Source organism: Rothia sp. HMSC061D12, from assembly GCF_001836735.1.
In the GTDB taxonomy this organism is placed as follows: Bacteria; Actinomycetota; Actinomycetes; order Actinomycetales; family Micrococcaceae; genus Rothia.
The window spans coordinates 1,320,635-1,334,915 of sequence record NZ_KV830305.1; the positions used below are offsets into that span (position 1 = coordinate 1,320,635).

General features: G+C 59.6%; 11 protein-coding genes. 5 read left to right on the forward strand and 6 right to left on the reverse strand.

Features of this window, described 5'->3' with window-relative positions; genetic code table 11:
- Positions 1 to 358: 358 nt before the first annotated feature.
- Positions 359 to 1,918: a molybdopterin-dependent oxidoreductase gene (locus tag HMPREF2682_RS05190; RefSeq protein ID WP_070685876.1), complete on the forward strand. Its 1,560-nt coding sequence runs from the start codon at positions 359 to 361 to the stop codon at positions 1,916 to 1,918.
- A 212-nt stretch (positions 1,919 to 2,130) separates the two neighbouring features.
- Here HMPREF2682_RS05190 and HMPREF2682_RS05195 read toward each other — a convergent pair whose 3' ends face one another.
- Genes HMPREF2682_RS05195 through HMPREF2682_RS05205 form a run of 3 tightly spaced genes read right to left on the reverse strand, consistent with a single transcriptional unit; the run spans position 2,131 to position 5,214 of the window.
- Positions 2,131 to 2,775 (reverse strand): LutC/YkgG family protein, encoded by a 645-nt coding sequence (locus tag HMPREF2682_RS05195; protein WP_049357255.1) that lies wholly within the window; start codon positions 2,773 to 2,775, stop codon positions 2,131 to 2,133.
- Positions 2,775 to 4,403 carry a lactate utilization protein B gene (locus tag HMPREF2682_RS05200; RefSeq protein WP_070831990.1) on the reverse strand — a complete coding sequence of 543 codons (1,629 nt, stop codon included), beginning with the start codon at positions 4,401 to 4,403 and terminating at the stop codon, positions 2,775 to 2,777. Before HMPREF2682_RS05200 ends, HMPREF2682_RS05195 begins: the two co-directional genes overlap by 1 nt.
- Before the next feature lie 16 nt (positions 4,404 to 4,419).
- Positions 4,420 to 5,214 (reverse strand): (Fe-S)-binding protein, encoded by a 795-nt coding sequence (locus HMPREF2682_RS05205; RefSeq protein ID WP_005504630.1) that lies wholly within the window; start codon positions 5,212 to 5,214, stop codon positions 4,420 to 4,422.
- Positions 5,215 to 6,057: 843 nt separating this feature from the next.
- On the opposite strand from HMPREF2682_RS05205, the gene HMPREF2682_RS05210 reads away from it, so the two are divergent.
- Together HMPREF2682_RS05210 and HMPREF2682_RS05215 are read left to right on the forward strand one after the other, a co-directional pair.
- The gene (locus HMPREF2682_RS05210; protein ID WP_070831993.1) at positions 6,058 to 7,731 is read left to right on the forward strand and encodes an L-lactate permease; all 1,674 of its coding nucleotides are present in this window, start codon (positions 6,058 to 6,060) and stop codon (positions 7,729 to 7,731) included.
- Positions 7,732 to 7,953: 222 nt separating this feature from the next.
- A complete protein-coding gene (locus tag HMPREF2682_RS05215; protein ID WP_049340966.1) occupies positions 7,954 to 8,802 on the forward strand; it encodes a FadR/GntR family transcriptional regulator in 849 nt (282 codons plus the stop codon).
- Between the two features lie 118 nt (positions 8,803 to 8,920).
- Here HMPREF2682_RS05215 and HMPREF2682_RS05220 read toward each other — a convergent pair whose 3' ends face one another.
- From HMPREF2682_RS05220 to HMPREF2682_RS05230, 3 genes are all read right to left on the reverse strand, one after another.
- Positions 8,921 to 9,847 carry a phosphoribosylaminoimidazolesuccinocarboxamide synthase gene (locus HMPREF2682_RS05220; protein ID WP_070831996.1) on the reverse strand — a complete coding sequence of 309 codons (927 nt, stop codon included), beginning with the start codon at positions 9,845 to 9,847 and terminating at the stop codon, positions 8,921 to 8,923.
- A gap of 269 nt (positions 9,848 to 10,116) precedes the next feature.
- On the reverse strand, positions 10,117 to 11,400 hold the full coding sequence (purD, locus tag HMPREF2682_RS05225) for a phosphoribosylamine--glycine ligase (RefSeq protein WP_070831999.1): 1,284 nt from the start codon (positions 11,398 to 11,400) through the stop codon (positions 10,117 to 10,119).
- A 154-nt stretch (positions 11,401 to 11,554) separates the two neighbouring features.
- Complete coding sequence (locus tag HMPREF2682_RS05230; RefSeq protein WP_049351963.1) at positions 11,555 to 11,893, reverse strand: PQ-loop repeat-containing protein; 339 nt, start codon at positions 11,891 to 11,893, stop codon at positions 11,555 to 11,557.
- Between the two features lie 561 nt (positions 11,894 to 12,454).
- On the opposite strand from HMPREF2682_RS05230, the gene HMPREF2682_RS05235 reads away from it, so the two are divergent.
- Both HMPREF2682_RS05235 and HMPREF2682_RS05240 read left to right on the forward strand, forming a co-directional pair.
- On the forward strand, positions 12,455 to 13,582 hold the full coding sequence (locus HMPREF2682_RS05235) for an asparaginase (RefSeq protein ID WP_070832001.1): 1,128 nt from the start codon (positions 12,455 to 12,457) through the stop codon (positions 13,580 to 13,582).
- Between the two features lie 2 nt (positions 13,583 to 13,584).
- Positions 13,585 to 14,052, forward strand: a complete 468-nt coding sequence (locus tag HMPREF2682_RS05240; protein WP_168167722.1) for a sterol carrier family protein — start codon at positions 13,585 to 13,587, stop codon at positions 14,050 to 14,052.
- Positions 14,053 to 14,281: the final 229 nt, after the last annotated feature.

The window sequence follows — 14,281 nt, forward strand, 5'->3', positions numbered from 1 at the left end:
ATCCTCCTTAAATTCGGATTTTTTATGCAAATATTACAGAAGATGACGTGTCTTAGCTTTCTCGACTGACACTTTGTCCTATAAAATTAAAAGCGGACAGGGAATTTCCCTAAAACACACATAAACCAACATACATACACAGAGTCGCTTCCGCCCCAGCGGGAGCTGGCGCGCCTCTCATTTCACACACGGGAGGCGCCCCTTTCGGGAGTATCCGCGACGATACCCCCGGCGGCTCCCAACCACGGAGGAGGATCATATGGTTCAGAAAGGTAATTATTTCTAACCTCACATCTCAAGGCCTCGCACTGAATCCTAACGATTGTCTGCACACACAGTCATTTCCGAAGGAAATATCATGCACCAACTACTCCTCACCGCGAGCACTGGTGGCGTAGAGCTGGACTTCCCGGCCTGGCTCCGAATTACGCACTTCATCAACTTCATTATGATGGGCTTCCTGATTCGTTCAGGTTGGGAAGTTCTCGCCTCTCACCCCCGCCTGTATTGGAACAACCACTGCACCCCGGGGTCTGAGTGGCTCAAGTTCACCAAGGACAAGGTCCCTACCACCCCCGGTGCATTTACTGCGCGCGATGACCAGCGCACCCTGTCTCCCCTGATTTCTCTGCCCGGTAAGGCTCAGATTGGTCTGGGCCGCGCATGGCACGCGCTGGTGACCGTCATCTGGATCGTTAACGGTCTGGTATATGTCTCCCTGCTGTTCCTGACCGGTCAGTGGCGCCGCATCGTCCCGACCAGCTGGGACATCATCCCGCAGGCGTGGGAATCCATCCAGATTTACGCTGGCTTCCAGATTCCCTCGATTGAGCATTTCCAGCCGTACGATGCTCTGCAGCAGATCATGTACTTCACCGTGGTGTTCATCGTGGCACCGCTGATGATTGCAACCGGCCCGATTATGAGCCCGGCATTCTGCGGCCGCTTCCCCGGCTACGTGCGCCTCTTCCGTAACCGCCAGACCGCACGTTCCATCCACTTCCTGGGCATGGCGTTCTACTGCGTCTTCACCGTCATTCACGTGGCGCTGGTGTTCGTGGTTCACCCCCAGTACAACATCGCCCACATGATGCTGAACAAGCCCTACAACGAGGTCGACGCAGCACAGTTCGCTCAGGCAGTCACCATGCTCATTGGCGGCATTGTCTTCGCTGTGGCCCTGTGGATTTTCGCTTCGTACTGGTCCCTGCGCGACCTGCGATTCACCCAGACCTTCATTTGGGGTCTGACCCAGCCGATTCGTAACGTCCTGCTGGACCGTATCACCTCCCGTCAGGTGCAGAAGAAGACCTTCACCGATGCCGACATCTCGCCCTTCCACTGGGTTAACACTCGCCCGCCGACAGAGCGTGAGAGCACCGAGTGGAACCGCCTGAAGGAGCACGAGTTCGTTGACTACCGCCTGGAGCTGGGCGGCCTGGTGAAGGAATCCAAGTCCCTGAGCATTGACGAGCTCAAGCAGCTGGGCAAGGAAGTCAACATCACCATGCACACCTGCATGCAGGGTTGGACCGGCATCGCCAAGTGGGAGGGCGTGCGCCTGCGCGACGTTCTCGCACTGGTCGAGAAGACCGACGAGGCACGCTACGTTATGGTGACCTCCTTCGGCCACGTGGGCCACACCTACGACGGCCGCCCGACCGAACCCTACTACGAGTGCCTGGACATCTCCATGGCAATGGAAGATGAGACCATCCTGGCGTGGGGCATGAACGACAAGCCCCTGCCCGATGTGTACGGTGGCCCGCTCCGTCTGCGTGCGGACTCCATGCACGGCTACAAGATGGTCAAGTGGGTTCAGAAGATCGAGTGGATCAAGGACTACCACGATGTTGGCGATGGCCAGGGCGGTAGCCGCGAGGACTCCGGTCTGCAGCACTTCGACGCACGCGCCTAAGCACCCTCACGGGGCGCTACGACGCTAACCGTCGATACACCACCCTATAAAGCACAGAACGGTGGCGGGAAACATGGGCCCGCCACCGTTTTTGTGCGCTCATGACTGTCGCCTCGCTTCTGCAGCTAGAAGCCGCGAGGACATAAAGAAACCGCCCGGGAGCCTTAGCTCTCGGGCGGTTTCTTTAGAGGTTCGCCTTCTGGCGCTTTACCTTAGGCGTCGTAGATGATGACGTCCAGGGTACGGGGGCCGTGCACGCCCTCCACGCGGATCAGCTCGATATCACTGGTTGCCGACGGACCGGAGATCATGGTCACGGGGCGGGTGTAGGTGATACGCTCGATCGACTCGGGAACCAGCTCCACCACGGTGGAACGGGGCACCACGCAGATGTGGTGGTCGGGCACCAGGCTGATGGCGCGGCGACCCTCATCGGGGTTGGTGTTCAAGAAGATCGTGCCGGTCTCTGCGCAGGAGACGGTCGAACCGGTCACCACAGCGTCAACTGCGTCCAGTTCCTTCAGGCTCAGGCAACCGGGCTTGAGGGTGCTACCGGAGTCGGTGACGCGCTTGCGGTTAGCGGTGTCAGCCGGCAGCCACTCCATGTTCAGGCCCTCGGGAACCACGTAAGTGGACTTTTCACCCAGGCGCTCTGCGATGACCTCGGAGATGTTCTCCTTGTTCGCGTGGAACACGTTTGCCTTGTAGTCAATGAGGCGGTCGACGAGCATCTCAATGGTCTGCTCTTCATTCAGCTCGCTGACGCGGCGGTAGTTACGTACGGGCTCGGGGGCGACGGGTGCGTCAGCCAGGGACGAGCGGATACGTGCGAGGATATCTTCCTTAGCAGAGGACATTAGTTGTTCTCCTTAGCTTCACGGGCTTCCTGAGCAGCCTTAGCGTTTGCAGCCGCTTCAGCTGCCTTACCCTTGTTAGCCTCGATGAGGGCCTGAATGTCAACGCGCTGAGCGTTATCGCGTGCCGGAGCCTGACCCTTCTCCTTCTTCCACCAGTTGCGGAAGGATTCCTTGGGGGGCTCGGGGATGTCACGGTAAGCGGTCCAGCCGCCGACGATACCGGGAACAGCGGTGATCCTGTGCTTGCGGCCGGTAATAAGGCGGGACATGGGCAGACCACGCTCTGCAATCGACATCATCTTGCCGGAGGTGAAGAGCTTCTTCGCGCCGAGCATCATGCCGTCCATCTGCGAGAAGGGAGCCTTCTTGTTGCCCTCGAACTCGCGGACAGCGTGCTTGGACTCGACGTCCTTAGCGCGCAGGTGCACGAGGACCTCGGGGAAGTTAATCTTCACGGGGCAGACCTCGTAGCATGCGCCACAGAGGGAGGATGCGTACGGCAGGGAGTTGTTCTCTGCAGCCTCGATACCGGAGAGCTGCGGGGACAGAATCGCGCCGATGGGGCCCGGGTAGGTGGAGCCGTAGGCGTGACCACCTGCGCGCTCGTACACGGGGCACACGTTCATGCAAGCGGAGCAACGGATGCAACGCAGTGCCTGGCGACCCAGCTCGTCGGACAGAACGGCGGTACGGCCGTTGTCGATGAGGATGACGTGCATGTTCTGCGGGCCGTCACCGGGGGTCACACCGGTCCACATGGAGGTGTAGGGGTTCATGCGCTCACCGGTGGAGGAACGGGGCAGCAACTGCAGGAATGCCTCGTAGTCCTGGAAGGTGGGCAGAATCTTCTCAATACCCATGAAGGTAATGAGGGTGTCGGGCAGGGTCAGGCACATACGGCCGTTACCTTCGGACTCCACGATGGTCAGGGTACCGGTCTCAGCAATACCGAAGTTGGTACCGGAAACTGCCACGGTGGTGTTCAGGAACTTGTTGCGCAGACGGTTACGCGATGCCTCTGCCAGTTCTGCCGGCTCATCGGTGATGTCCGGGTTAATACCCTCAATTTCGCGCAGGAAGATGTCGCGGATTTCGCGGCGGTTGCGGTGAATTGCGGGCACCAGAATGTGGGAGGGGCGGTCGTGGCCGAGCTGGACGATTTCTTCCGCGAGGTCGGTCTCAATAGCGTTGATGCCGTTTTCCTCGAGGAATTCGTTCAGGCCGGTCTCTGCGGTTGCCATGGACTTAATCTTGATGATTTCGTCCACGCCCTGCTCGCGGATCAGGTCCAAAGCAATCTGGTTTGCCTCGGTGGCGTTGCGTGCCCAGTGCACGTGGCCGCCTGCGGCAGTGAAGTTACGCTCGAACTGTTCGAGCAGCTCGGGCAGGTTCGCCAGAACGTAGTTCTTGACGGACTCACCGGTGTTACGCAGGTCCTGCCAGTCGGGCACCTCTGCGGTGACGCGTGCGCGCTTGTTACGGATCGCGTGGGTCACGAAGCGCAGGTTGGCGCGTAGCTGCTCGTTCTTGAGCTCTTCCTTCGCGTACTTGGGGAAGGGGGTTTCTTCGAAAATGTTGCCCTCGCCGTAGTGAACGACCTTGGGCATACCAAGCTGAATAGCGGTCATGAGGTCTTATCTTTCCTTAGCCGATCGAGAGCTCAACACGCTCGGAGTTGATCTTGAGCGGGTTTTCCTTGGTGGATGCGAGGATCTCAGCGAAGTGGATGGTCTGAACGTCCGAGCCGCGACGCATCAGCGCACCGCCGATGTTCATCAGGCAGGAGCAGTCGCCGCCGGTGCAGACGGAAGCACCGGTTGCTTCAACGTTGTCTGCCTTGTCGTTGACCATTGCGCCGGAGACGTCAGCGTTCTTGAAGGAGAAGGTACCACCGAAGCCGCAGCACTGGTCCATGCCCTCGAGCTGGGTGTACTTGATGCCTTCGACGGTGCGGACCAGGTCCTGCTGGCGGGTGCCCAGGCCGAGCATACGCATACCGTGGCAGGAGCTGTGGTAGGTGACGTGCTCGGGGAAGTAGGAGCCGAGCTGCTCGGCAGCGTTGGTGATGCCGAGGATGTCGATCAGCAGCTGGGAAAGCTCGAAGGTGCGGGAAGCGATCTGCTCTGCCTTCAGAGCCAGCGCTTCGTCGCCGCGGCTACGTGCGACCATTGCCTGCTGGTGACGCAGGGAAGCAACGCAGGAGCCGGAGGGCGCAACAGCTACGTCCCAGTCCCAGGAGTCGAAAGCTTCAACGTGGTTCTTGATGACTTCGTAACCGTCATCGAAGTAGCCGGAGTTGACGTGCATCTGAGAGCAGCAGGTCTGGTTCGGGGGGAAGACAACCTCGTGGCCCAGGCGCTCAAGAATTTCGACGGTGGCGCGTGCTACGCGGGGGTACATGCCGTCAACGATGCACGTGGAGAAGAGTGCAATGCGCATGACTTGTCCGTCCTTTCCTCTGTGTTCAGAGTTTCTCGGTCTCACCGCCTGCGTCTGGGGCAGGCGGGGCACAGTCCGAACAAGTTCGGTCTTCCAAAGAAGCGACTCAGATGTATTGAGTCGGGGAAGCTGGGCCGGATGGTTCCGGCTAATGTGCGCGCCCCAAGTGGAGGTGGGATGCGGTGGGATCAGAAACCGTGGTGATGTCTTTTATCTTCCTAGCCATTTAACACCGTTGGGCGGCTTTTCTCTAGTTGGAATAGCACATACTTTCCTTGTTAAATAACCGGTTAGGTCAACCTGACCTTAAGGTATATTTCCCTACCTTCCGGTATATATGACCTCATCTAGTTTTCAGCCTCACCCTATCCCCTATGCCTCTTTATTTATTGAACATTTATCAAACGCACATCTTCTGCAGCTAAACCCCCTAGAAATCCGCCTTTCTGAAGCATTAATGATTGTTTCGTGGGGTGATTCCTCTTTAACACAACATTCTTTTCGGGAATGTGCCCACAGTTGGAGATTTCTTACTGGATAAGCCAATCACTCATACACCCATTTCATTACGCCTTCAGAAATATCTGAGTTTCAGAAGCTGGCATTAACTGTCAGAGTCGCAATATTTCGGTAAATTCACAGGGTGCTAGCCCGCCGAACACCCCTTAGTCGCGAAAATGAGTCAGGTCACTTTTGGTGAATCACCACACTATCCGGTACTCTTCTAAACATGCGATCAATGGTCTGACCACATCCCCGCATGGGAAACAACGACTCGTTCCCCGGCGGGATTATCTATGGTCTGACCACACACAAGACACACCCTGAACCAAAGGAGTTCCAGTGGAAACTTATACCGCTGTAACCAATGCAGTGGGAGGTAGCCTCGGCCTCAGCGCGCTCGTGGCAACCATTCCCCTCCTCACCTTCTTTGTGATGCTACTGGGCGTTAAGGCACGCGCTCACTGGTCCGCACTCGTGGCACTGGCAGCATCTATCCTCGTAGCAGTCCTGGGCTTCCACATGCCCGCTGACCTCGCCGGTCTGGGCGCCGTTCGCGGTGGCATCTACGGCCTGGTCATCTGCTGGGTTATCCTCGGTGCAATCTGGTTCTACCAGCTCACCGTTCTCTCCGGCCGCTTTGAAGATCTGCGCCGCGTCTTCGACCGCCTCGGCGGCGGCGACCTGCGCATCCAGGCTATCCTCATCGCATTCTGCTTCGGCGGTCTGCTCGAGGCACTGGCTGGCTTCGGCGCTCCCGTTGCAATTACCGCAACCATGATTCTCGCCCTGGGCGTTAAGCCCCTCAAGGCTGCTATTACCGTTCTGCTTGCTAACACCGCGCCCGTGGCATTCGGCGCAGTTGCTGTCCCGATTACCACCGCAGCTGACGTTGGCGGCAAGGACGCACACGTTATCGCAACCATCGTTGGTCACCAGGCTCCGTTCCTGGCAATGCTCGTTCCCCTCATCCTGCTGGTCATCCTCGACGGCATGAAGGGTCTGAAGGACGCTTGGCTGCCCGCACTGATCATCGGTGTTTCCTTCGCAATTGCCCAGTGGGTCACCGCTGCTACCCCCGCGTTCAACCTGACCGACGTTGTTGCTTGCATCGTCTCCATGGGTGTTGCTGTTATCTTCCTGCAGTTCTGGAAGCCGCGCGGCGTCGAGGGCGTTCGTGAACGCTACGGCCTGCCCGCACAGGCTGAAGAGAAGGAAGCTCTGCCCGCCGTTCGCGTCTGGATGGCACTGCTGCCCTACGTCATCGTTGTCGCAATCTTCGGTGTTGCTAACCTGCACGCAGGCCTGAAGGCATGGCTGAAGAGCTTCGTCCTCAAGATCGACATCCAGGCTCTGAGCTCCCGCCTCGTCACCGCTGACGGCAAGCCCGTCAAGGACGCAGTCTACAACTTCGCGTGGATGTCCAACCCCGGCACCCTGCTGATCATCTCCGGTCTGGTTGTTGCTGTGGTCTACTTCTTCTTCAACGAGAAGGGCCGCTACGCCTTCAAGTTCCCGGCAATCTTCACCGAGTTCGGTTCCGTTGTCTACCGCATGCGCTGGTCCATCCTGACCATTGCTTCGGTTCTGGCACTGGCATACGTCATGAACTTCTCCGGTCAGACCATTGCTATGGGTACCTTCCTGGCTGGCCTGGGCACCGTCTACGCGTTCCTCGCACCGGCTCTGGGCTGGATCGGTACCGCTGTGACCGGTTCGGACACCAGCGCGAACGCACTGTTCTCCAAGCTGCAGGTGTCTGCTGCTGAGAACCTGCAGCACGCAGGTATCCACGGCGCAACCCCCGAGCTCATGCTGGCTGCTAACACCACCGGTGGTGTGGTCGGTAAGATGATCTCCCCGCAGTCGCTGGCTATTGCTGCTACCTCCGTGGACATGGAAGGCAAGGAATCCGACATCCTCAAGGCTGTTCTTCCCTGGTCCTTCGGTATGCTCGTGGTCGTCTGCGTCCTGGTCTTCCTGCAGACCAACGTTCTGTCCTTCCTGGTTCCCTAATCTGAGGCTCGCCCCTTAGAGAGTTCTTGAGGTGGAAGCCTCAAGGGCCGTAGGACATTCGCCCCGGTATCTTCCGGTGGCCACGGCGGGGCGGCGAACCTTATCGGTTCTGCCGCCCCGCTTTTTATGCCCCTTATGACTCGACAGGTTGCCCCGATAGTTCTCGGGAACATGCTGAGTCGAGACTTCTTTTCGTTATCCGCCTCGTTATCAGGAGAGAGTATGCCTCGTTCTTTTGACGACACCCAGCCTGCAGAGGCGCCCCCTGTGGTTGAGCGCCAGCCGATTCTGGCGGACCGCAGCTACAGCATCATTCTGGAGACCTTTGAGCGGCGCCTGCGCCTGGGTGAGTTGCGTGTGGGCGATAAGCTCCCCTCCGAGCGTGAGCTGGCGGCACGGCACGGCATTTCCCGCCCCTCGGTCCGTGAGGGGTTGAGGGTTCTGAACGCGCTGGGTCTGATTCGTTCCAGCACCGGTTCGGGGCCGAAGTCGGGCGCGATTATCATTTCTGAGCCGTCGGATGCGCTCAGCTGGGCGCTACGCATGCACATTGCGACCCGTAGCCTGCCGGTGAAGGACGTTGTCTCAACCCGCTTGCTGCTGGAGGGTCCTGCGGCGCGTGCGGCAGCTGCCGCGCCGGACACTCCGGAGCGTGCGGCAGCGCTGGAGCGGGCGCGCGTGCATCTGGCGGAGATGGATGAGCAGATCAGCGATGAGCGCTTCCACTTCTGCGATACGCGTTTTCACTATGAGCTGTCGAAGCTCGGCGGCAATATTGTGCTTGATACGGTGATTGACTCTCTGCATATGGCGACGATGAGTTATGTGCAGGAGGCGGTTCCTTTCCTGAAGGATTGGGAGGCGGTCAAGCGCACGTTGCAGCAGCAGCATTACGGCATTATTGAGGCGATTGCCTCTCACGATGAGCAGGCAGCCTATGAGCGGGTGTGTGAGCACATTACATGGTTCTATTCGCTGTCTGACCGGGCGGCGGAGGAGCGGGCGCGGCAGCATCCGGCGCGGGATATTCTGCACGAGGATTTGTGCCACGAGAACATTCACGCCGGCTAGGATGTGCCACTCAACCTCATAACCCCACATAGCTAAAGGGCGGTGCCCCGGAAGAATGACCTTCCGGGGCACCGCCCTTTAGCTATCTCAAAGACTTATTCGGTCCGAAATATTGAGTTTAGAACTTCGTGCCGGTCAGACGCTCATACGCCTCAACGTAACGGGCACGAGTCTTCTCCACAACCTCCTCAGGCAGGTGCGGCACGTTATCCGAACCGTCCCAACCCGACTCCGGCGAACGAAGCCAGTCACGCACATACTGCTTATCGAAGCTCGGCTGCGGACGACCCGGCTCGTACTGCTGAGCATCCCAGAAACGCGACGAATCCGGAGTCAGAACCTCATCACCCAGGGTAATCTCGCCACGGTACGAATCAGTACCGAACTCCATCTTGGTGTCCGCCAGAATAATGCCCTGCTCACGAGCAATCTTCTCCGCAGTGGTGTACAGGCCCAGGCTCAGCTCCTCCAGACGCTCACCCACCGGCTGACCCACCTCAGCGTACAGCTCCTCACGGGTCACCAGCTCATCATGTTCACCCACCTCAGCCTTACCGGTCGGAGTGAAAATCGGGGTCTCCAGGCGGGAACCATCCACCAGACCCGCAGGCAACTTTACACCAGCAATCTCACCGGTCTCGTTATACGCCGCCAAGCCCGAACCAGTCAGGTAACCGCGCACAATGCACTCCACCGGGAACATGTTCAGCGAACGGCAAATCATCGCGCGACCAGCCACAACATCCGGAACGTCAGTGGACAGCACATGGTTCGGAACCTGCTTAAGCTGCTCAAACCACCACAGGGACATCTGAGTCAGAATCTTGCCCTTATCCGGAATCTCGGTAGGCAGAATACGGTCAAACGCGCTAATACGGTCCGAGGCAACAACCATGACCGAACCGGCACGCAGCTCAGCGTCATCATTGACGGTCAGGCCGGTAGCGTCAAAACGTTCTTCATTCGGAACGTACAGGTCGCGGACCTTGCCGGAATAAATGTGAGTCCAGCCAGGAATCTCCACGGGGTTAGAACGAGAAGTCATGAGAATTTCTCCTGATGAGGTGGTGTGATGTGGATGCAAAAAGTCTGTGTAATTACAATACCGCGACAGGCACGGCTCCCGATAGTGCCAATTGAGCATCAATACGGCACAATCTTGAGAACCCACCCTGCCCCGGTCGCCGCCGCCAGCACCCCCGAGCCGATGAAATGAACCGGGGAACAGCTGAGGCGGCGAGGAATAAAGAAGCGAGTGGCAAAGAAGCGACCGGCTCCCCCACCCTCAAGCGGGGAAGCCGGTCACCTTAGGTTTTAGCCGCGCGGAGCGGGAATGTGGATGCGGTTCTCCACAGCCTTCAGCGCAATATCGGTGCGGTACTGCGCGCCAGCCCAGGAGATAGCGCGAACGCCCTCGTAGGCGGCGTCGCGGGCGGCGCCCAGGTTCTCACCGAGCGCCACGACGGCCAGCACGCGGCCGCCGGCGGTGTGGATTTCCTCGCCGGAAACCACGGTGCCCGCGTGAATCACGTGCACGCCCTCCAGCGCGTTTGCCTCATCCAGACCGGAGATGACGTCACCCTTGCGGGGAGTGTCCGGGTAGTTCTCGGCAGCCATAACCACGTCAACCGCGGTGCGGGGATCCCAATCCAGCTCGGTACCCTCAGAAATTTCACCGCGAGCAGCCGCGCGCAGCAGCTGACCCAGCGGGGTGCGCAGACGCGCCAGAACCGCCTGGGTTTCCGGGTCACCAAAGCGCGCGTTGAACTCGATAACGCGCACGCCGCGGCTGGTCACAGCCAGACCGCAGAAGAGCACGCCCACGAACGGGGTGCTGCGCTCAGCCATACGAGCCACGGTCGGGCGGGCAACCTTCTCCACGACCTCCTGCACGAAGCCCTCGGGCAACCAGGGAAGCGGGGTGTAGGCGCCCATACCACCGGTGTTCGGGCCCTCGTCGTTGTCGAAAATGCGCTTGAAGTCCTGAGCCGGGGACAGCGGCAGAACGTTCTTGCCGTCAGAGATGACGAAGAGGGACACCTCGGGGCCGTCCAGGAACTCTTCGATGACCACGGTGCCGCCAGCGTTGAAGCAAGCCTGAGCGTGCTCCAGTGCCGCGGTGCGGTCCTCAGTCACCACAACGCCCTTACCTGCAGCCAGGCCGTCGTCCTTCACCACGTAGGGTGCACCGAACTCGTCCAGCGCCGCCTGCGCCTCAGCGGCGTTCGTTGCCACGTAGGCGCGGGCGGTCGGTACGGAAGCCTCTTCCATGACCTGCTTAGCGAACGCCTTGGAGCCTTCCAGCTGTGCGGCAGCTGCGGAGGGGCCGAAAACGTCAAAGCCCGCCTCACGCAGTGCATCGGAGACACCTGCGACCAGGGGCGCCTCCGGGCCAATAACGACCAGGTCGGCGTTCAGTTCGCGTGCCAGGGCGGTTGCCTGGGCGGGGTCATTCGCATCAATTGCGTGGACGGGAACATCCTGGGCAATGCCGGCGTTGCCGGGGGCGCTGTGCACCTCGGTTACCTCAGGGTCGCGCAGAAGCGCTCGAATAATTGCGTGTTCGCGGCCGCCGGGGCCCAGTACCAAAACCTTCATGCTATTCAGGGTACCCGCTATCACGCTAAAAATGTGAGCTGGGAACACTAAAAATGCGGCTCTTCTCATCTAGCGGCACGCTCAAAAGAATGCCTATCAGAGAAGAACCGCATCGGGTGAGTATTCACCACAACATAGGTGGCTTTGATTCGGGTTAAACCAATGCTGTCACAGCCGCAAGACCACCAAAAACAATGCCGGGGGCATTAGCGATGACAATTGGTATGTCCTTCTTGGGGCGCCACAGGCCGTACAGCAACCATAGAGTGCAGTTTATAGCGGCTACCAGGGGCTGAATCCAGTCGCCCTTGTGACCGTTCAGGTTACCGATAATCTGCGGGAAGTAGAAGACATACATGAGCACGGCAGTAATCGAAGCGACTCGCGCAAGAATGGGGAAAAACTTGGCGTGAAATTCAGATTCAGCGCTCATGCCGCTTTTTTCTGCGGTGTTCTTAGGGGTGGTGGAAGAAGAGTTGTTCTGCTCTGCCATGGATGTACTCCTTTACATGGTTTGCCGCTCACCAATCAAGGAGGGGTGAGGGGCGTTAAGGATGCATATTCGTACCGGGTCGCGTCTAACTAGTTTCGCCTAGATATAGGACCCCGGGGCCGCATCATTTTCCTAACTGGATACATACGCCCGTTCTCAGACTGCATATTGGGGCATGTCAGAGATGATGAACCGTGGATACACTCATAGCTCATCGATTGACGGGGTGGGGTTTTGCTCATCTGCCGCTGCCTTGGTCATCGCCATATTCATGAGGCGGTACGTCGAGGCGCGGGAATGGTTCGTCGGGCGTCGATCGTGGTCGGTCCTATGCGGTGCTGGGTTTTTCGGTTCGTGCGGGCTGTGCCTCGCTCACTTACCTTAGTCTTACCCGTTGCGCTTGAGCACACTTCAATTATAAAAATGAGTTACTCATAACTTCAACCCGTAGTGGGCGTGAATCTCTTCACAGGGCTCTCCCTCGACCGCGCCAGCCTATCCTAGCTCCGCGCCGCTGAGCACGAATAGGGTCAAGCCGCACGCCCCGTTTAAACTAGAAGAATGACCAACAGCACCACCCCACAGGCAACCACTCACACCACCCATCAGAGCAGCGCCTTCGACGTAGAACTCGCACAGCTCACCCGCAACAACTTCATTGAGGCACGCCACCGCGGCCGCCTCATCCTGCTGGGCCCCGACGGCGATGTGCAGCTTGCCCTCGGCGACATTCACGAGCCCTTCTACCTGCGCTCCGCCGCCAAACCGCTGCAGGCCATCGGATCTATGAAGGCGGGCGCACCCCTGCGCGGCTCCCAGGTCGCCATCGCCTGCGGCTCGCATCGAGGCACCTTCGAGCAGATGCGCGCTGTGCAGGACGTACTCACCCAGGGCAGCACCGAAACCAACCCGCTCACCCCGGCAAACCTGGCACTCAAGCCCACACTCCCCTCCGACAAGCAGGCACGCCAGGCAATGGTTCAGGCGAACCTTGCCGCCACGCCCCTGGCGCACCCCTGCTCCGGCAAGCACGCCGCATTCCTGTGGGCGTGCACCGCCAAGCTTGAGCGCGGCGATCTTGAAGAGGGCTCGCAGAACTGGACCCTGCACAACTACCTCGACCCCGCCCACCCGCTGCAGCAGGTCATCACCGAAGAAATTGAGGCGTTCACCGGCGAGCCCGTAGCCGCAATCGGCGTTGACGGCTGCGGTGCGCCCGTGCACGCCGTCTCCCTGGCCGGTGCCGCACGCGCCTACTCGACCCTGGGTGCGGCAATCCGCAACCTCGGGGCGGATGCGCGCGCCTCCACGGTCGCAACCGCCATGGTGGACTACCCCGAACTGATTCAGGCACCCGGCTCCCCCGACACCGTGCTCAGTGAAGAACTCGACGCAATCGTCAAGGGCGGCGCAGAGGGCGTGCTGTGCATCGGTCTGCGTTCGGGTGCGTCCGTGGTGGTAAAGATGAGCGACGGTTCGCACCGCGCCATGTACGCCGTGGCTCTGCGCGCTCTCACCGCTGGCGGCTACCTGAGCGCTGAAGAATGCGAGCGCCTGCTGCCGCTCGTGGTGCGCCCGGTAACCGGCGGCTACGTGGACGGCAAGCCGGTTGAGGTGGGCGAGTTGCGCGTGCACGAGGAGCTTTTCACCCGCGAGGATCTGGTTCCCGGCGCCCCGGAAGAGGACTAATCGTGGCGATTCGACGTAAAACTTCCGAAGCAGACGGCATGGCAGCGGTACGCGAAGTGCGTGCTTTCTTTGAGGCGCAGCGTGCGGCAGCCGGCGAGCCTGCGGATTCGCACACCCGAGGCGAGTACCTGCTGAACAGCTACTTGCTGAATAGCCCGGAGGTGGAGCAGGCGTTTGCCGCGCTCCCCCGTTCGGCGCGTGCGACCTTCGTTCGCTTCACCCTTGAAGAGTTGGCGACCCTCGCCCCCGGCAATAGCGTGGAGGTGCGTGTACCCCCGCTGGGCGTGACCCAGTGCGTGGCGGGTCCTCGCCATACGCGCGGCACCCCGCCGTCCGTGGTGGAGGCGCGCCCGCTCGTGTGGGCGGCGCTGGTGCTGGGTGCGTGTTCATGGGAGCAGGCGGTTGCCGCTGGGGTGCTTGACGCTTCAGGGGAGCGTAGTGACCTCTCTGCCCTGCTGCCGCTCTTCTAGAATTTGCTACGAGCCCGCAGGCCCACGCAGTTTTCGTAATTTGGCGTGTTTGTTGCCTGTTCTAATGGTCCATACTGAGGTATTTAGCGTATCCTTCACCACGTCTACATTGAAACCCGGTACACTTTTAAGGGTCTGGTGTATGCTACCGCACACACAGGCAGGTGCGAGTACAGAAACACACATCCGTCTTGCGCCCGCGCAGACGCATCCGCAGTCCCATCGTCGA